We start from the raw sequence: 17,946 nt of genomic DNA, 5'->3' as shown, positions 1-17,946 counted from the left end.
GCCGACTCACCTCGAACTCATCTCACCTCAACTCATTCATTTGGACGCCCAAACCGTGCCAGCCGGGTTGTTGACCGGCACGCCGACGGCGTTGCCGTACTCGGTCCACGAGCCGTCGTAGTTGCGCACGTTCTTGTAGCCCAGGATCTTGTGCAGCGCGAACCAGGTGTGGCTCGAGCGCTCGCCGATGCGGCAGTAGGTGATGGCCGGCTTGCTGCCGTCGATGCCAACGGCCGCGTAGATCGCCTTCAGCTCGGCGGCCGACTTGAAGGTGCCGTCTTCGTTCACCGCGCGGCCCCAGGGCACGTTGGCCGCGCCGGGCACGTGGCCCGCGCGCACCGCCAGTTCGGCGGCGCCGGCCGGCGCGAAGATCTTGCCGCTGTACTCATCGGCCGAGCGGATGTCGACCAGCTTCGCGTCGGAGCGGCCCTCGGCTACGGCCAGCACGTCGGCCAGCCGCGCGCGCAGCTGCGGGTTGGGCTGCGTCACCTTGAAGCGCGTGGCGACGTGCTCGGGCGCGCGGTTGTCGAGCACCCGGTTCTCGGCCTCCCACTTCTTGCGCCCGCCGTCGAGCAGCTTCACGTTCTGCACGCCGTACTGGTCGAACACCCAGGCACCCCAGGCGGCGAACCAGTTGTTGGTGTCGCCGTAGAGGATCACGGTGGTGTCCTTGTCGACACCGGCCGCCGACAGCAGCTTCTCGAACTCGGCCTGGCTCACGATGTCGCGGCGCACGCGGTCGTTGAGGTCGTTGTGCCACGAGAAGTTCACCGCGCCCGGAATGTGGCCGCGCTCGTACAGGCCCGGGTTCACGCTGACCTCGATCACGCGCAGCTTCGAGTTGCGCAGGTTCTTCTCGAGCCAGTCGGTGGAGACCAGTGGGCCGCTGCCGTCGGCCGAAGCCTGCGCGAAGGCCGACGGTGCGGTGGCCAGGAAGGTCAGCGTGGCGAGGGACGCGGCGCGCCACCATCTGCTGAAGATCGACATGCGGGACTCCTTGTGTTGAATGGAAGACATCTGAAACAGATCAGAGCGAACTCTAGGCAGGCCACCCGCGATCACCAACGAAGCGTTTGCGATAAGCGCATGCGCAAAGCGTCTGAGGCTCAGGCGAGAGCGACTTCCTTGTGTGGCAGCTCGGCGCGCACGCGCCAGCCCAATTCGGGCGCGATGCGCACCGCCAGGTCGTCCAGGATCTGCTCGTAGGCCTCGCTGTCGAAGTTGTAGGGCAGCTCCACGCGCAGCTCGCTCACCAGCGGCAGCACGGGGTCGCGGTGCAGGCGCTCGAGGATCTCGTCGGCGCTGCCCACGAGGTCGCCGGCGAACAGCGTGCGGCGCTCGCCCTGCGGCGACAGCGTGCGTTCGACGCGGCCCGCGGCGAACGCGCGGTAGCGGCGCCGCGTGGCGGCATCGGCGCCGTCGAGCGGCACGATCACGCGGCCCAGCGCGATCCGCCCGCGCCGCGCGCCCGGCACTTCGCTGGCGCGGTAGCGCTCGACCAGGCCGGTCTGCGCCTCGAGGAAGTCGTCGGTGGTCTCGCCCGTGAGCACGTTGCCCAGCAGCAGGTGAAAGCCGTTGCGCCCCGCCCATTCGGCCGAGCGCAGCGACCCGCCGCCGTACCAGAGCCGCCCGACCAGGCCGGGCGCATAGGGCTGCACGCGCGGACGCACGCGCCCGCCGGCGGATTCGACCACCGTGTCCTCGTCGCCCAGCAGCACGTCTTCGAGGTTGGCGCGCAGCCGCGCCACGCGCTTGTGCGTGAAGTCGACCGTGGCCGGCGGTGCGTCCTGGAAGCGCCCGCCCAGCAAGGCGCCGTGCGGCGGCGCACCCGCGCTCAGGCCCACCTGCAGGCGCCCGCGCGAGAGCACGTCGACGGTGGCCAGGTCTTCGGCGAGCCGGAACGGGTTTTCGTAGCCCATCTGGATCACGGCCGCGCCGAGTTCGATGCGGCGCGTGCGCTGCGTGGCGGCGGCCAGGAAGGTCGGCGCCGACGACACGGCGCGCTCCAGGTGGCGCTGGCGCACCCAGGCGCTGTCGAAGCCGCGCCGCTCGCCGAACTCGAACAGCCGCAGCGCGGCTTCGAGGCCCGCGTGCGGGTCGGCCTCGTCGTAGTTGCCGGGCGTGAGGAAACCGATGTGATGGATGGTCATGGTCGTGTCGCTCGCAGGGTCAGAACTTCGGCAACCCCGGCGGGTTGACCTCCGATTTCGGCAGCGCCTCTTCGGCCAGGCGCCAGCGCGCGAGCGCCTTGGCGTAGGTGCCGTTGCGGATCAGGTTGTTGGCCGCGGTGGTGAGCGCCACCGCCAGGCCGCTGCCCTTGCGCGTGGCCACGGCCACGTCCGACTTCAACGGCCAGCCCGCGTTCACCGTGCCGGCCAGCCGCAGTTGCCCGTTCTTCGCGGCCTCGTAGGCCTGCGGCGCGTTGGGGTTGAAGTTGGCGTCGACGCGCTTCGTCGTCACCGCCAGCCAGCGCGTCACATCGTCGTCGTAGTACTGGATCGACACCGGCTTCAGGCCTGCGGCCACGTTCTGCCGGTCCCATTCGAGCAGGATGCGCTCCTGGTTCGTGCCGGCGCCGGTCGTGAGCTTCAGGCCCGCCACGTCCTTCGGCTCCTTGATCGACTGGATGGCGCTGTCGGTGCGCACGTAGAAGCCGTGCAGGCCGAGCCGGTAGGTCGAGAAGTCGAACTTCTCCTTGCGCTGCTCGGTCACGCCCACGTTGGAGATCACGGCATCGTACTTGCCCGAGCTCAGGCCCAGCGGCCAGTCGGCCCAGGCGACGGGCCGCAGCTCCAGCTTCAGGCCCAGCGCCTCGGCGATGAGGTGGGCAAAGTCGGGGTCGAAGCCCACCACCGTCTTCGCGTCGGTGGCATAGGTGGAGATCGGCGGCGCGAACGGCGCGATGGCGATGGTCAGCACGCCCTCCTTCACGAACTTGAAGCTGGGCGGAATGGCGTTGACGGCCTCGGCGTCCTTGCCGGTGTGCAGGCGGCCCTTCTGCTCGGGGCTGAAGTCGAAGGTGTCGGCGGCATGCGCCGGCGCGAACGCCATCAGCCCGAGGGCGGCCAGCGCCCCCAGTGTCTTCTTGAGCGACATGATCCCCTCCCCTCAGTTCTTCGGCAGGCCGGGTGGGTTGGTGCGCGCCACCTCGATCGCTTCGGATGCCAGGTTCCAGCGCGACAGCGCCTTGCCGTAGTTGCCGTTCCTGATCTGCGTGTTCAGCGCCAGCGTCACGGCTTCGGCAATGCCCGAGCCCTTGCGCGAGGTGACGGCGATCTCGGCGTTGAGCGGCCAGCCGCCCGACACCAGGCCCGCGAGCCGCGTCTTGCCGTCGCGCGCCTCGTAGGCCGCGATGGCGTTGGGGCCCACGTAGGCGTCGGCGCGGCCCGACTGGATGGCCAGGCGCTGCACCACATCGTCGTCGTAGTACTGGATCTCGATGGGCTTGAGGCCGGCGGCCAGGTTCTGCTTGTTCCAGCGCAGCAGGATCTGCTCCTGGTTCGTGCTGGCCGTCACGATGAGCTTCAGGCCCGCGATGTCCTTGGGTTCCTTGATGGGGCCGAGCTTGCTGTCCGACTTCACGTAGATGCCCAGCTGGTCGTTGCGGTAGGTCGAGAAGTCGAACTTCTCCTTGCGCTCCTCGGTCACGGTCACGTTGGACACCACCACGTCGAACTTGCCCGACTGCAGGCCCAGCGGCCAGTCGGCCCAGGCGGTGGACACCAGCTCCAGCTTGCGCCCCAGGCTGTCGGCCACGAGCTGTGCGATGTCGGGCGCGTTGCCCACGGGCGTCTTCGTGTCGGTGGCGTAGGCCGCGAACGGCAGCCGGCCGGTGGTGGTGCCCACGACGAGCACGCCTTCCTTCTGGAACTTGAAGTCCTTCGCGAGCCGCACGGCCTCGTCGATCTTCTGCGCGCGCGGGCGGCCTGGCTGCTCGGGGCTCAGGTCGGGCGCCGGGGCGGTCTGGGCCGTGGCGGCGATCGGCAGCAAGGCCGCCAGGAGAACGGACAGGAGAAGGCGTCGATGGGTCATGAAAGGCGGTCGGTTTGAAAAACGGGGAAGGGAAAAAACTCAGAGCACCTTGGCCAGGAACTCGGCCGTGCGTGGGTGCCGCGGTGCGTTGAACACCTGCTCGGGCGTGCCGGTCTCGAGGATGCGGCCCTGCTCCATGAAGACCACGGTGTCGGCCACCTCGCGGGCAAAACCGATCTCGTGCGTCACGATGACCAGCGTGGTGCCGGAGCTCGCGAGTTCCTCGATCACCGCGAGCACCTCGCCCACCAGCTCGGGGTCGAGCGCCGAGGTGGGCTCGTCGAACAGCAGCACCTTGGGCTTGAGCGCCAGTGCCCGCGCGATCGCCACGCGCTGCTGCTGGCCGCCCGAGAGCTGGCGCGGGTAGGCGTCCTTGCGGTCGGCCAGGCCGACGCGCGCCAGCAGGTCGGTGGCCAGCGCCTCGGCCTCGGCGCGCGGCAGGCCGCGCACCGACTGCGGCGCCTCGACGATGTTCTCCAGCACCGTGAGGTGCGGGAACAGGTTGAAGTTCTGGAACACCATGCCCACGTCGACGCGGCGCGCGAGGATGTCCTTCTCGTGCAGCTCGTACAGCGTGTCGGCGTCGCGCCGGTAGCCGATGAGTTCGCCGTCGATGGCAATGAAGCCGTCGTCCACGCGCTCCAGGTGGTTGATGGTGCGCAGCAGCGTCGACTTGCCCGAGCCCGAGGGGCCGAGGATCACGGTGACGCTGCCACGCGGCGCGGTGAAGGTCACGTCGTCGAGCACCTGCAGCGCGCCGAAGCGCTTGGACACGCCGTGGATCGTCACCTCGCCGCCCGGCGCGCGCGAGCCGTTCCAGCGCGGCACCTGTGCGGGCGCCGGCGCCGGCGCCGGTGCCGACACGGGCACCACGGCCGGCGCCCTGCCCCGCGCCCACAGCCCGTGCACCACGCCGCCCAGCCACGAGCGCGGCGCATGGCGCAGCGCCCCGCGCGAGAAATGCCGCTCGATGTAGTGCTGCGCCACCGACAGCACCGTGAGGATCACGAGGTACCACACGGTCGCCACCATGAGCAGCGGAATCACTTCCAGGTTGCGCCGGTAGATGATCTGGATCGTGTAGAACAGCTCGGGCAGCGCCAGGATGTAGAGGTTCGAGGTGCCCTTGGCCAGCCCGATGATGTCGTTGAAGGCCGTCGGCAGGATGCTGCGCATGGCCTGCGGCAGCACGATGCGCGAGGCCTGGCGCCGGCGCGAAAGGCCCAGCGCCGCTGCAGCCTCGAGCTGCCCCTGGTCCACCGACAGGATGCCCCCGCGCACGATCTCCGAGGCGAAGGCCGCCTGGTTCAGCGTGAGGCCCAGCAGCGCCGCCACGAAGGGGCTGATGAGCTGCGTGGTCGGGTACGAGAAGAATGTCAGGTCGGTGAACGGCACGCCCAGCGACACGGTCTCGTACAGGTAGCCCAGGTTGTTGATGATCAAGAGCAGCACGATCACCGGCACCGAACGGAAGAGCCAGGTGAACACCCAGGCCAGCCGTGCCAGCAGCGGCGAGCGCGACACCCGCGCCAGCGCCAGCCCCGTGCCGAAGAAGAAGCCCAGCACCGCCCCCAGCGCCGTGAGCAGCAGCGTGCGGCCCAGCCCGGCCAGCACCGGCTCCGAGAAGAACCACTGCGCGAACACCGGCCAGCCCCAGCGGGGGTTGGTGAGCACCGAATGCAGCACGAGGCCGATCACCGCCACCGCGAAGACGGTGCCGACGGTGCGCGCCGGGTAGGTCGCGGGGACGATGCGAAAGTGCGAGTAGTCGCCCTTGGCGGGCGGTGCCGCGTCGCTGCGGCGCAGGGGTGCCGTGGGGGTACGAGGCTCCGGACCGGCGTCGAGCACGGTGGTCGTGTTCATCGCGACACCGCCCCGCTCAGTGCCACACCGGCACGGCCTTGCGTGGCCCATTGCGCCAGGTGCTTCTCGAACGGCAGCTTGCGCGGCGTCTCGGGGTCGGCGTCGTCCGTGAACAGCGCCGTGTAGCCATGGCTGCGGTACAGGCCCACGGCCTCGGGCTGGCGAAAGCCCGTCGTGAGGTAGATGCGCTCGTAGCCCTGGCGCAGCACCTGCGCCTCCAGCTCGGCCAGCACGCGGCTGGCCAGGCCCTGGCGGCGCAGCGCGCCGTGCGTCCACACGCGCTTGAGCTCGGCGGTGCGTTCGTCGTGGCGCATGAAGGCGCCGCCGCCGATCGCCACGCCGTCGCGCAGCAGCAGCACGAAGTTGCCGTGCGGCGGTGCGAACACTTCGGGCGCGTAGCGGTCGATCTCGCGCGGCGCGCCGGGCTCGCGCAGCACGTCGCCGTAGCGGCTGTCGTACTCGAAGGTGAGCCCTTCGATCAACGGCCGGGCCAGCGGGTCCAGCGGCGTGGTGTAGAGAAACTGTTCGCTCATGGGGTGGTTTCCTGGGTGTCGCCGTCGGCGGAAAGAAAGCGCTCGGCCAGCCGGGCCCAGTACACGGCCGCGGGCGCGAGGATCGCGTCGTTGAAGTCGTAGCGCGGGCTGTGCAGCGAGGCGCTCTCGCCGTTGCCGAAGAACACGTAGCTGCCGGGGCGCGCCTGCAGCATGTAGGCGAAGTCTTCGCTGGCGGTGCGCGGGCGGAAGGCCGGATCGACGCGCTGCGCGCCGAAGGTGTCGACCGCCACGGCGCGCGCGAAGGCGGTTTCTTCCACGTGATTGACCACCGGCGGAAAGCCCGGCCGGTAGTCCACCTCGGCCTGCGCGCCGAAGCTCTCGGCCTGCGCCCGCGCCAGCGCGGGAATGCGCTGTGCCAGCAGCGCGCGCACCTCGGGCTTGAACGAACGCGCCGTGAGCTTGAGCTCGACGGTGTTCGGAATCACGTTGGAGGCCTCGCCGCCGTGGATGGAGCCCACCGTGACCACGCCCATGTCCAGCGGATCGACGTTGCGCGACACCACGGTCTGCAGCGCCGCGATCAGGTGCGCGCTCGCGACCACGGGGTCGACCGTCTCGTGCGGCTGCGCGCCGTGGCCGCCCTTGCCGCGCACCGTGATGTGGGCCTGGTCGATGGCCGCCATCGCGGGCCCGGTAACGCAGCCCACGTGCCCTGCCCCCACGCCGGGCCAGTTGTGCAGGCCGAAGACGGCGTCGCACGGGAAGCGCGTGAACAGGCCCTCGTCGATCATCTTCTTGGCGCCCGCACCGAGTTCTTCGGCGGGCTGGAAGATCAGGTGCAAGGTGCCGTGAAAGCTGCCCGCCTCGGCCAGGAAGCGGGCCGCCGCGAGCAGGATTGCCGTGTGGCCGTCGTGGCCGCAGGCGTGCATCACGCCCGCGTTCTCGCTCGCGTACGGCAGGCCCGTGGCTTCCTGGATCGGCAGCGCGTCCATGTCGGCGCGGATGCCGAGGCTGCGCCCCGGCCCGCGCCGCAGCGTGCCCACCACGCCGGTGCCGGCCAGGCCGGTCGTGACCTCGTAGCCCCAGGCCGCGAGCCGCTCGGCCACGAGCGCCGAGGTGCGGTGCTCCTTGAACGACAGCTCGGGGTGCTGATGGATGTCGCGCCGCAGCGCGATGAACTCGTCACCGTAGCCGGCAATGGTGGATTCGACGCGGTGGATGTCCTTCAGGGCCGGTCGTGGCAGCGCGGCGCCCATCAGGCGGCCTTGCGCTCGACGGTGGCGCCGGCTTGCGGCGCGGCATGGCGGCTCGCCTTGCGCGGCAGGCCCAGGTGGTCGCGCAGGGTCTGGCCGGGCAGCGTGCGCTGGTAGCGACCGCGCGCCTCCAGCGCGGGAATCACGAACGCGATGAAGTCATCGAGGCCCTGCCCCAGCACCGGAAAACCGAGGATGAAGCCGTCGGCCGCGCCCTCGTCCACCCAGCGGATGATCTCGTCGGCGATGCGCTCGCCCGTGCCCACGAACTGCGTGCGCGGCGTGGCGACTTCGAGTGCCACCTCGCGCAGCGTCTGGCCCTTGGCCTTGGCATTCGCCTTGATGCGGTCGGTGGTCGAGCGGAAGCTGTTGCGACCGATCTCGCCCAGCTCGGGGAACGGCGCATCGAGCGGGTACTGGCTGAAGTCGTGGTGGTCGAAGAAGCGGCCCAGGTAGGCCAGCGCCTCCTCGACCGTCAGCAGCGCGCGGATGGCGAGGTACTTGGCCTCGGCTTCCGCCTCGGTGGCCGCGACCACCGGGCCGATGCCCGGGAAGATCTTCACGTCGCCGGCCTGCCGCCCCTGCGCCACGGCGCTGGCCTTGACCTGCTTGAGGAAGGTGCGCGTGTCTTCGAGCGAGGGCGAATGCGTGAACACCGCGTCGGCGTACTTGCCTGCCAGGCCGATGCCCGCGTCCGACGAGCCGGCCTGGAAGATCACGGGCTGGCCCTGCGGCGAGCGCTGGATGTTCAGCGGCCCGGCCACCTGGAAGAAGCGGCCCTTGTGGTCCAGCGTGTGCAGCTTGTCGCGGTCGAAGAAGCGGCCGCTCTCGCGGTCGCGCACGAAGGCGTCGTCGTCCCAGCTGTCCCACAGGCCCTGCGTCACGGCCAGGTACTCGTCGGCGATCTCGTAGCGCAGCGCGTGCTCGGGGTGGGCGCGGCTGTAGTTCTTGGCGCTGCCTTCCAGCGGCGTGGTCACCACGTTCCAGCCCGCGCGCCCGCCGCTGATGAGGTCCAGCGAGGCGAACTGCCGCGCCACCGTGAATGGGTCGCTGTACGAACTGGAGATGGTGCCCGCCAGGCCGATCTTCGTGGTGACGGCGGCCAGCGCCGACAGGATCGAGATCGGCTCGAAGCGATTGAGGAAGTGCGGGATCGACTTCTCGTTGATGTAGAGCCCGTCGGCCACGAACGCGAAGGCGATGCCCGCGGCCTCTGCCTTCTGCGCGCTGCGGATGAAGAAGTCGAGGTTGACGCTGGCATCGGCCGGGCCGCCCGGGTGCTTCCAGGCATTCATGTGGCTGCCGGCCCCTTGCAGCATGACGCCGAACTGGATGTTGCTCATGACGATCGTTCTTGTGGTGGGAAAAGGAAAAAACTCAGGCCAGTGCGGGCTCGCGGGCCTGCGCCAGCAGCTCGACCGCCGTGGCGCGCGCGCCGAAGTCCGCCACCGGGATGTCGATCACGAACTCCTCGATGCCATGGCGCGCGCTGAGGGCTTCGAGCGCGTCGCGCACCTCGTCGCCGGTGCCGGCGATGACGTGCGGGCGCCGTTCCTCGGTGCGGTAGTCGCTCGCGCCGGCCTGCCGCGCGAACTCGGCGGCGGCTTCGAGGCTGGGCAGGTTCACGCTCTGGCCCGTGGGCAAGGTCACGCGGAAGCTGCGCAGCGCGCCCACGCGCTCGGCAGCCTCGTCGTGCGTCTCCGCTGCGAAGGCGAACAGCGCGAGCAGCGGCGCGCGGCCGGTCGCGCCGCGGTAGGCGTCGATCGATTGCCCGATGTTCACGGGGTCGCCGTTGAAGTGGCCCGCGTAGACGAACTGCCAGCCCAGCCGTGCCGCGAGCAGCGCGCTCTCGGGGCTGCCGCCGAGCAGCACGCGCTGCGGCGCCACCGGCGGGAACGGCGTGGCCACCGCGCCGGCCAGCGCATGGTCGGCGGGCACGCCGTCGTGCAGGAAGGCATCGAGCTCGCGCAGGCGCGCTTCGAAATCGAGGGCCTTTGCCTTCACCGGGTCATGCAGCGACTGCAACGCCTTGCTGGTCAGCGGCAGGCCGCCCGGCGCCTTGCCGATGCCCAGGTCGACACGGCCCGGCGCCAGCGAGGCCAGCACCTTGAAGGTCTCCGCCACCTTGAACGGGCTGTAGTGCTGCAGCATGACGCCGCCGGTGCCGATGCGGATGCGCGAGGTCTTGGCCAGCAGGTGCGAGGCCAGCACCTCGGGCGCCGAACCCGCGTAGGTGCGGTTGCCGTGGTGCTCGGCCAGCCAGTAGCGCCGGTAGCCCAGCCGTTCGGCGCGCCGGGCCAGCGCGATGGTGTGCTGGAACGCCTGCGTGGCGTCGGCACCTTCGGGGATCAGGCTCTTGTCGAGCAGGGAGAGCGAGTAGGACACGGTGTTCGGCGATGGCGCAGTGGAAGCGGGTGTGCTTCAAATTCTGCGAGCCATCGCACGGGCCGTTTGCGCTGAATTCCTCTATCGATATCTGGAATTTGCGGGGTCGCGCGGCTCACCATGCATAGGGCAAAAGGGCCGCCACCGCCGTGGCGTGCAGCCGCCTGCGCACGCGCAGCGGCACATGGCCGTGCGGTGCGCGGCGTGCCACTTCATGCGGCGACGCCGGCGCGATGCACCAGGCGATGGCGGTCAGCGCGAGGACGTGGCGGGCCTGTGCGGCCGGGGATGAAGAGGCGACGGTGTGCAGTGGCATGGCGGGCGGTTTCCCTGGTTCGATGCCGCCGATTCTGCGAAGCGCACCCGCCGTTGCCAACGACGGATTGCGAATGTCCTGATGCGGTTTGCATCGCATCCGCGCGCCCAAAGGTGTTGCCCCGCCCCCCATGCGATGGCTACGATGGGCACGCAACCACCCAAGGAGCAGCCGCCATGTCGAACCATGTCTACAAGTCGCTCGAGCTGACGGGCTCGTCCAAGACCAGCATCGAGGACGCGGTGCAGACCGCCATCGCGAAGGCGCACGAGACGGTGCGCAACATCCAGTGGTTCACCGTCACCGAGACGCGCGGCCACGTGGTCGACGGCAAGGTCGCGCACTGGCAGGTGACGGTGAAGATCGGCTTCACGCTCGAGTAGCCGCAACGCGGCCTTGACGGGTCAGGCGCGCAGCGCCGAGGTGCCGTCGTAGATATAGCGGCGCGACCACGGGAGCGTGCTTGCCGCCCTGCCCGCCTTGCGCCCGACGATCTGGTAGATCGCCACGTCATCGTTCTCGAAGGCATAGGCGCAGCCCGCAAGGTAGATGCGCCAGATGCGGAACTTCTCTTCGTCGACGAGCGCGCGCGCCTCGTCGGCATGGGCCTCGTAGGCGTCGCTCCAGTGGCGCAGCGTCTGCGCGTAGTGGCGGCGCAGGTTCTCCACGTCGAAGGCTTCGAGCCCGCCCTGCTGCATGGCCTGCAGCGCCAGGCTGATGTGCGGCAGCTCGCCGTTGGGAAACACGTAGCGGTCGATGAAGTCGCCGCCGCCGTACGACACACCGCCGCCCTCGGGGTCGGACGAGGTGATGCCGTGGTTCATGACGATGCCGTCGTCGGCCAGCAGCTGCTGCACGCGCTTGAAGTACTCGGGCAGGTTCTTGCGGCCCACGTGCTCGAACATGCCGACGCTGGTGATGCGGTCGAACTGGCCGGTCACGTCGCGGTAGTCCTGCAGGCGGATCTCGATGCGGTCTGCGAGGCCTGCGGCCTTCACGCGTTCGGTCGCGAGGTCGAACTGGTTCTGCGACAGCGTGACGCCGACGCAGCGCGCGCCGAACTTCTGCGCCGCGCGGATCACCAGCGCGCCCCAGCCGCAGCCGATGTCGAGCAGCGTCTGCCCGGGCTGGAGTTCGATCTTGGTGAGGATGTGGTCGATCTTCTTCAGCTGCGCGGTGGCCAGGTCTTCGTCGCCGTTCTCGAAGTAGGCGCACGAATAGACCATGTTCGCGTCCAGCCAGAGTTGGTAGAACGCGTTGGACACGTCGTAGTGGTACTCGATGGATTTCTTGTCCGACGACTTGGTGTGCGCGAAGTAGCGGGCCATGCTTTGCAGCGCGCCGCCGGGCTTGTCGAGCGAGGTCTTCGCCAGGCCGTAGGCGATGTCGATCACGTCGCTGAGCTTGCCTTCGATGTCGATCTTGCTCTTGACGTAGGCCTCGCCCAGGTTGTCGAGCGTGGGCTGCAGCATCAGCGACAGCGCCGCGGGCGATTTCACGTGCAGCGTGACCGCCGGTCCGCTGAAGTCACCGAAGTCGTAGGACTGGCCGTCCCACAAGGTGAGCCGCGCGGGCAGGTTGGCCCGTGCGCGAACCGCGGCGCTCCACTGCGCCAGCTTCTTTTCCCAAAGCATGCATCTCTCCGAGTTGTTGAGTAGTCCCGCCTCCACGGGCGGACGGGTGCTGCAGCGAACAAAACGATAGCGAGAATTTGCGAAACCTGCATGGCCGCGACGACGCAAGAAATCGCGGCAGGTGCTATAGGCGCACGGGCGCGATGCGACCGATGCAATGCGACCGATGCAATGCCTACGCGGCTTCCATCGAGGTCGCGTCGTTGCCGGCCTCGCCGAGCCAGCGGCGCTTGTCGCGCAGCGGCGGCGCACCGAACATGCGGCCGTACTCGCGCGCGAACTGCGAAGGGCTTTCGTAGCCTACGTTGTGCGCGGCGCTGGCCACGTCGGTGCCGGCGATCAGCATCTGGCGGCGCGCCTCCTGCAGGCGCAGCTGCTTCTGGTACTGCAGCGGGCTCATCGCGGTCACGGCCTTGAAGTGGTGGTGGAACGACGACACGCTCATGTGCACCGCGCGCGCCATGTCTTCCACGCGCAGCGACTGCGCGTAGTTCGTGCGCAGCGCGCTGATGGCTTTCGCGATGCGCTGCGTGTGGCTGTCGTGCAGCGCGATCTGGCGCAGCCGCGCGCCCTCGCCGTTCACCAGCAGGCGGTACATGATCTCGCGCTTGATGAGCGGCGCCATGATCGGAATGTCTTCGGGCGTGTCGAGCAGCCGCAGCAAGCGCAGCACGGGCTCCAGCACCGGCATGGCGATGCGGTTGACGTACATGCCGCGCGAGGCCGGCGCGTTGGCCTTGGCCGGCAGCTTTTCGTCGCCGATGAGGTCGCCGATCTCGTCGAGCGCCAGCTCCAGCCGCACGCCCAGGTAGGGCTCGTTCTCGCTGGTCACGCACACCTGGCCGCACACCGGCAGGTCGACCGAGGTGACGAGGTAGTTCATGGGGTCGTACACGTAGATGTCGTCGCCCACGATGATCCGCTTGGAGCCCTGCGCGATGAGGCCCAGCGCCGGCGTGGCGAAGCCGTGCTTGGGGCCGTCGGGCTTGCTGATGCAGTGCACCTGCAGGCCGGGCACGGCGCATTCGACCGTGCCGTCCTGCCCGCGCGTGATGTGGCGGATGAGCTGCACCAGCTCTTCGCGGGCGGCATCGAGTTCGGGTTCCAGCGGCATCGGCATGGCGAGGACGGTGGCGGTGTCGGGGGTTTCATCAGACATGGGTAGGCCTCTGACAAAGGGGAGCGGCCGCGGTGGCGGCCATGGAGGATTGGGCTGCCCGCAGCTTAGCGTCGCATCCTCTCCTTCGCACGGCCTGCGCACGAGGTCTGGAGAAATAGGCAAAGACTTTGCAGAAACGCGCTCGCCCGCGGGGGCGCGCCGGCGGGATACTTTTTCGCAACCGCCGGCCATTCGTCAAGCCGGACGGCCCCTCCACCCGCAAAGGACAACTTTCGATGCAATACCGCCAATTCGGCCGCACCGGCCTCCTGGTTTCCGAACTCTGCCTCGGCACGATGACCTTCGGCGGCGCGCCGGGCATCTGGGACCACATCGGCCAGCTGCAGCAAGGCGAGGCCGAAGGCCTCATCGCCCGCTCGCTCGACGCCGGCATCAACTTCATCGACACGGCCGACGTGTACTCCGAGGGCCTGTCCGAAACCATCACCGGCCAGGCGCTGAAGAACCTGAAGGTGCCGCGCGACCGCGTGGTGGTCGCGACCAAGGTGCTGGGCGAAACCGGCAGCAAGGGCGTGAACTCGGCCGGAGCCTCGCGCTACCACATCATGGACGGCGTGAAGGCCAGCCTGAAGCGGCTGCAGCTGGACCACATCGACCTGTACCAGATCCACGGCATCGACCCGATCACCCCCATCGAGGAAACGGTGCGCGCGCTCGACGACCTCGTGCGCCAGGGCCACGTGCGCTACGTGGGCGTGTCGAACTGGGCCGCCTGGCAGATCGCCAAGGCGCTGGGCATCGCCGAGCGCGACCGGCTGGCGCGCTTCGAGTCGCTGCAGGCCTACTACACCGTGGCCGGACGCGACCTGGAGCGCGAGCTGGTGCCGATGCTGCGCAGCGAGCAGCTCGGCCTGATGGTCTGGAGCCCGCTGGCCGGTGGCCTGCTCAGCGGCAAGGTCGACCGCCACACCGCCACCGCGCAAGGCAGCCGCCGCGCGAGCTTCGACTTTCCGCCGGTGAACGTGGCGCGCGCCTACGACTGCATCGACCTCATGCGCCAGTTCGCCGAGCCGCGCGGCGTGTCGGTGGCGCAGATCGCGCTGGCCTGGCTGCTGCACCAGCCGGTGGTGACCAGCGTGATCGTCGGCGCCAAGCGCATCGACCAGCTCGACGACAACATCGCCGCCACCGAGGTGCGGCTCACGGCCGACGAACTCGCGGCGATCGACAGGGCCAGCGCGCTGGCGCCCGAGTACCCGGGCTGGATGCTCGCGCGCCAGGGCGGCGTGCGCGCCCAGCGGCTGGCCGATTCAGGCCGTCGCGGCTGACACGAGCGGGGCCTCGGTGCGACGCGCGGCATGCGCCGCGCTCGCCCGCAGCGCGCGCAGGTCGAGGTGTTCGGCGGCGCGCGCCGCCAAGGGCTCTGCCAGGTGCGGCACCACGCCCAGCAGCGGCGCACCGAGCCGGGCGCGCAGCGTCTGCAGGTTGCCTTCGGGCGAGAGCATCTGCGGCTCGACCACGCTCGCGACCCAGCCGGCCAGCACCAGCCCGCGCGCACGGATCGCCTCGGCGGTGAGCAGCGCGTGGTTGAGGCAGCCCAGCCGCAGCCCGACCACGAGGATCACGGGCAGGCCCAGCGCCACCGCGAGGTCGGCCGTGTCCAGGTCGTCGCCCAGCGGCACGCAAAAGCCGCCCACGCCTTCCACCACCACCGCATCGGCCTGCGCCGACAGCCGCTCGAAGGCATCGAGCAGCACGGGCAGCGCGACCTGCACGCCCTCTTCCCGCGCCGCCAGGTGCGGCGACATCGGCGCCTTCAGCACGTAGGGGCAGCGCCAGGCCAGTGGCGCGTCGACGTTGCCGGCCGCCTGCAGGCGCTCGACGTCTTCGTTGCGCCATTCGCCGTCGATGGCATCGAGCCCCGCTGCCACCGGCTTCATGCCGACCGCACGCAGGCCCGAGGCGGCCAGCAGCGCGAGCATGGCGCTGCTCACCAGCGTCTTGCCCACGCCGGTGTCGGTGCCGGTGACGAACCAGCGGCGCTGTGTCGCCGCAGCTGCTGCCGTCGTCATGCGGCCTCCGGCCATGGTTCGGCCAGGGCCTCGCCCAGCGCGCCGATGAGCCGCGCCACGTCGGCCTCGGTGTGGCTGGCCGACAGCGCGATGCGCAGCCGCGCGGTGCCGGCAGGCACCGTGGGCGGACGGATCGCGCCCACGCGCAGGCCGTGCGCATCGAGCCGTTCCATGGTCTGCATGGCGCGCGCGTTGTCGCCCACGATGAGCGGCTGGATCGCGGTCGGCGAATCGGCCAGCCAGGCGCTGCCGTCGGCCGGCAGCACCTGCTTGAGGCCGTTGCGCAGCTGGGTGATGCGGGCGCGCAGTTGCGCGCGGCGGCGCATGCCCTCCTCGCCCTCGATGAGTGCCAGGCTGGTGAGCAGCGCATGCGCCACCGCCGGCGGCGCGGCCGTGGTGAAGATGTAGGGCCGCGCGCGCTGCACCAGGAAGTCGATCACCGTGCGGTGCGCCGCCACGAAGGCGCCCGACACGCCGGCCGCCTTGCCCAGCGTGCCGATCAGCACCAGCCGCTCGGAGCGCAGCGCCAGCGCCTGCAGCGCGCCGCGCCCGGTGGCGCCGAGCACGCCGAAGCCGTGCGCGTCGTCGATCACCAGCCAGGCGTCATGCTGCTCGGCCAGCGCCAGCAGACCCGCCACGGGCGCGATGTGGCCGTCCATGCTGAAGACGGCGTCGCTCACGATGATCTTGACCGGCGCGTCGCAGGCGGCCAGCTGCGCGTCGAGCGCCTGCAGGTCGCAGTGCGGGTAGCGTTCCACGCGGGCACGGGCCAGCCGCGCGCCGTCGATCAGCGAGGCGTGGTTCAGCGTCTCCGAGAAGATCACCGCCTCGCCGTCGCCCAGCGCCGACAGCACCGCCAGGTTGGCCATGTAGCCGGTGCAGAAGAACAGGCTGCGCGCCTCGGGAATGTGCGGCGCCATCCATTCGCCCAGCCGCTCCTCGAGCTGCGCATGGGCGCGCGAGTGGCCCAGGATCAGGTGCGAGCCGCCGCTGCCCGTGCCGTAGCGCGCCGCGCCTTCGGCCAGCGCCTCGGCCAGCGCGGGGTGCGCGGCCAGGCCCAGGTAGTCGTTGCTGCTGAAGCCGAGCATGGTGCGCGGCGCGTTGGCGCCGGCCAGCGTGAGGATCTGCTCGGGCGCGCAGGCGGTCTCGGCGATCTGCCGGCGGCGGCGCAGCGAGCGCGCGTCGAGCGCGGTGATCTCGTCCTGCAGTCGTTCAAGCAAGCGCAGCATCGCGGGCTCCTTCGTCGGCGCGGGCGCCGGGTGCGGTAGTGACGGCTTTGAGCGTGGCGAGCGTGCCGTCCACGAGCTGGTCGATCTCGTGGTCGGCGATGGCATACGGCGGCATCAGGTACACGGTGGCGCCGATGGGCCGCATCAGCAGGCCGTGGTCGCGCGCCGCGAGGTGGAAGCGCTCGGCGAAGCGCGCGCCGGGCTCGCGCACGTCGAAGGCCGTGATCATTCCGCGCTGGCGCAGGTGATCGATTGCGTGTCCGGCCAGCCCTTCGCGCAGGCGGGCGAACAGGCGTGCGGCGCGGTCCTGGTTGCGGTTCAGCGCGTCTTCCTGCTCGAACAGATCGAGCGTGGCGAGCGCCGCGCGGCAGGCCAGCGCGTTGCCGGTGTAGGAATGCGAATGCAGGAAGCTGCGCGCGGCGTCGTCGTCGACGAAGCCCTGGTAGATGGCCTCGCGCGTCATCACCAGCGCCAGCGGCAGGTAGCCGCCGCTGATGCCCTTCGACAGGCACAGGAAGTCGGGCCAGATGCCGGCCTGCTCGCACGCGAAGAAGGTGCCGGTGCGCCCGCAGCCGACCGCGATCTCGTCGGCGATCAGGTGCACGCCGAAGCAGTCGCACAGCGCACGCACGCGGCGCAGGTAGGCCGGATCGTGCATCGCCATGCCGGTGGCGCACTGCACCAGCGGCTCGACGATCACGGCGGCGATGCTGTCGTGCTGCGCGGCCAGGAGCGCCTCGAGCTCGTCGGCGGCGCGGTTCGCCACCGCAGCGGCGTCTTCGCCGGGCCGCGCGGCGCGCGCATCGGGCGAGGCCACGAGGTGCGCGCTGGCGAGCAGCGGCGCATAGGCGTCGCGGAACACGGGCACGTCGGTGACGTGCAGCGCGCCCAGCGTCTCGCCGTGGTAGCCCCCGCGCAGCGCGACGAAGCGGCGCTTGCCGGCGCGGCCCGCATTGCGCCAGGCGTGGAAGCTCATCTTGAGCGCGATCTCCACGGCCGAGGCGCCGTCGGAGGCATAGAAGCAATAGCCCAGCGCATGGCCCGTGAGCGCCGCCAGCCGCTCGGCCAGCTCGACCGCCGGCGCGTGCGTGCAGCCGGCGAGCATCACGTGCGGCAGCGTGTCCAGCTGCGCCTTCAGCGCGGCGTTGATCGCCGGGTGCGCGTGGCCGAACAGGTTGACCCACCACGAGCTGGTGGCGTCTAGGTAGCGCCGGCCTTCGTGGTCGGTCAGCCAGACGCCCTCGCCGCGCGCGATGGGCAGCGGCGGCGCCACGTCGAGGCGGATGCTCTGGGTGCAGGGGTGCCAGACATGGCGGCGGCTGCGCTGTTGCCAGTCGGCGTTGGCATTGGCGGCATCGGCACCTGCGGCGGCTGGCGCGGTCGTGGGGGAGAAAACGTTCGAGGGATGCACCCGCGCGTTCCTTTCTGGAGGGCAAGGCGGCGGATCGTATCGACGCGAACGCGCCCCGGCAAACGCCCGGAACGCGTGCAAAAAGAAGGCGGAATGACCGAGGTTGGGCGGTGTAGCGCGTGCGTTCAGGGCAACGT

17 protein-coding genes are annotated in these 17,946 nt (G+C 70.2%); 2 read left to right on the top strand and 15 right to left on the bottom strand.

Going from position 1 to position 17,946, the window contains the following annotated elements:
• Window positions 1-36: 36 nt before the first annotated feature.
• The 10 genes from AC07OH_RS05805 to AC07OH_RS05760 all read right to left on the bottom strand — a co-directional run bounded on the left by AC07OH_RS05805 (window position 37) and on the right by AC07OH_RS05760 (window position 10,343).
• Window positions 37-987 (bottom strand): sulfurtransferase, encoded by a 951-nt coding sequence (locus AC07OH_RS05805; protein ID WP_495299903.1) that lies wholly within the window; start codon window positions 985-987, stop codon window positions 37-39.
• 119 nt (window positions 988-1,106) lie between these two features.
• Entirely contained in the window at window positions 1,107-2,150 is a 1,044-nt protein-coding gene (locus AC07OH_RS05800) for an LLM class flavin-dependent oxidoreductase (RefSeq protein WP_487847004.1), read from the bottom strand.
• Window positions 2,151-2,169: 19 nt separating this feature from the next.
• Window positions 2,170-3,096, bottom strand: coding sequence for an ABC transporter substrate-binding protein (locus AC07OH_RS05795; RefSeq protein WP_370869878.1), 927 nt, complete (start codon window positions 3,094-3,096; stop codon window positions 2,170-2,172).
• A gap of 12 nt (window positions 3,097-3,108) precedes the next feature.
• Entirely contained in the window at window positions 3,109-4,032 is a 924-nt protein-coding gene (locus AC07OH_RS05790; RefSeq protein ID WP_495299902.1) for an ABC transporter substrate-binding protein, read from the bottom strand.
• Between the two features lie 39 nt (window positions 4,033-4,071).
• Window positions 4,072-5,895 carry an amino acid ABC transporter permease/ATP-binding protein gene (locus tag AC07OH_RS05785; protein ID WP_495299901.1) on the bottom strand — a complete coding sequence of 608 codons (1,824 nt, stop codon included), beginning with the start codon at window positions 5,893-5,895 and terminating at the stop codon, window positions 4,072-4,074.
• The gene (locus AC07OH_RS05780; protein ID WP_495299900.1) at window positions 5,892-6,428 is read right to left on the bottom strand and encodes a GNAT family N-acetyltransferase; all 537 of its coding nucleotides are present in this window, start codon (window positions 6,426-6,428) and stop codon (window positions 5,892-5,894) included. Before AC07OH_RS05780 ends, AC07OH_RS05785 begins: the two co-directional genes overlap by 4 nt.
• Window positions 6,425-7,645: a M20 aminoacylase family protein gene (locus AC07OH_RS05775; RefSeq protein WP_495299899.1), complete on the bottom strand. Its 1,221-nt coding sequence runs from the start codon at window positions 7,643-7,645 to the stop codon at window positions 6,425-6,427. Before AC07OH_RS05775 ends, AC07OH_RS05780 begins: the two co-directional genes overlap by 4 nt.
• Window positions 7,645-8,985: an LLM class flavin-dependent oxidoreductase gene (locus tag AC07OH_RS05770; protein ID WP_495299898.1), complete on the bottom strand. Its 1,341-nt coding sequence runs from the start codon at window positions 8,983-8,985 to the stop codon at window positions 7,645-7,647. Before AC07OH_RS05770 ends, AC07OH_RS05775 begins: the two co-directional genes overlap by 1 nt.
• A 34-nt stretch (window positions 8,986-9,019) precedes the next feature.
• Window positions 9,020-10,027 (bottom strand): LLM class flavin-dependent oxidoreductase, encoded by a 1,008-nt coding sequence (locus tag AC07OH_RS05765; RefSeq protein WP_495299897.1) that lies wholly within the window; start codon window positions 10,025-10,027, stop codon window positions 9,020-9,022.
• 115 nt (window positions 10,028-10,142) lie between these two features.
• Window positions 10,143-10,343, bottom strand: coding sequence for a hypothetical protein (locus AC07OH_RS05760; RefSeq protein WP_062482175.1), 201 nt, complete (start codon window positions 10,341-10,343; stop codon window positions 10,143-10,145).
• Window positions 10,344-10,519: 176 nt separating this feature from the next.
• Between AC07OH_RS05760 and AC07OH_RS05755 the strand changes: the two genes are divergently transcribed.
• On the top strand, window positions 10,520-10,726 hold the full coding sequence (locus AC07OH_RS05755; protein WP_062482179.1) for a dodecin: 207 nt from the start codon (window positions 10,520-10,522) through the stop codon (window positions 10,724-10,726).
• A gap of 21 nt (window positions 10,727-10,747) precedes the next feature.
• Here AC07OH_RS05755 and AC07OH_RS05750 read toward each other — a convergent pair whose 3' ends face one another.
• Window positions 10,748-11,977 (bottom strand): class I SAM-dependent methyltransferase, encoded by a 1,230-nt coding sequence (locus tag AC07OH_RS05750; protein ID WP_307638263.1) that lies wholly within the window; start codon window positions 11,975-11,977, stop codon window positions 10,748-10,750.
• 175 nt (window positions 11,978-12,152) lie between these two features.
• Window positions 12,153-13,136: an AraC family transcriptional regulator gene (locus tag AC07OH_RS05745; RefSeq protein WP_062482185.1), complete on the bottom strand. Its 984-nt coding sequence runs from the start codon at window positions 13,134-13,136 to the stop codon at window positions 12,153-12,155.
• A 236-nt stretch (window positions 13,137-13,372) separates the two neighbouring features.
• Between AC07OH_RS05745 and AC07OH_RS05740 the strand changes: the two genes are divergently transcribed.
• Window positions 13,373-14,425 carry an aldo/keto reductase gene (locus AC07OH_RS05740; RefSeq protein WP_495299896.1) on the top strand — a complete coding sequence of 351 codons (1,053 nt, stop codon included), beginning with the start codon at window positions 13,373-13,375 and terminating at the stop codon, window positions 14,423-14,425.
• Here AC07OH_RS05740 and bioD read toward each other — a convergent pair.
• Genes bioD through bioA form a run of 3 tightly spaced genes read right to left on the bottom strand, consistent with a single transcriptional unit; the run spans window position 14,408 to window position 17,809 of the window.
• Window positions 14,408-15,169 carry a dethiobiotin synthase gene (gene bioD / locus AC07OH_RS05735; protein ID WP_495299895.1) on the bottom strand — a complete coding sequence of 254 codons (762 nt, stop codon included), beginning with the start codon at window positions 15,167-15,169 and terminating at the stop codon, window positions 14,408-14,410. The genes AC07OH_RS05740 and bioD overlap by 18 nt on opposite strands.
• Complete coding sequence (gene bioF, locus AC07OH_RS05730) at window positions 15,166-16,398, bottom strand: 8-amino-7-oxononanoate synthase (RefSeq protein ID WP_495299894.1); 1,233 nt, start codon at window positions 16,396-16,398, stop codon at window positions 15,166-15,168. The genes bioD and bioF overlap by 4 nt, the downstream gene beginning before the upstream one ends.
• Window positions 16,382-17,809, bottom strand: a complete 1,428-nt coding sequence (gene bioA / locus AC07OH_RS05725; RefSeq protein WP_495299893.1) for an adenosylmethionine--8-amino-7-oxononanoate transaminase — start codon at window positions 17,807-17,809, stop codon at window positions 16,382-16,384. The genes bioF and bioA overlap by 17 nt, the downstream gene beginning before the upstream one ends.
• Window positions 17,810-17,946 lie beyond the last annotated feature (137 nt).

The sequence above is a fragment of the Variovorax sp. GW821-FHT10C12 genome (assembly GCF_059415405.1).
The sequence above is the reverse complement of the archived record's forward strand: the minus strand, read 5'-3'. Positions and strand labels throughout refer to the sequence as shown.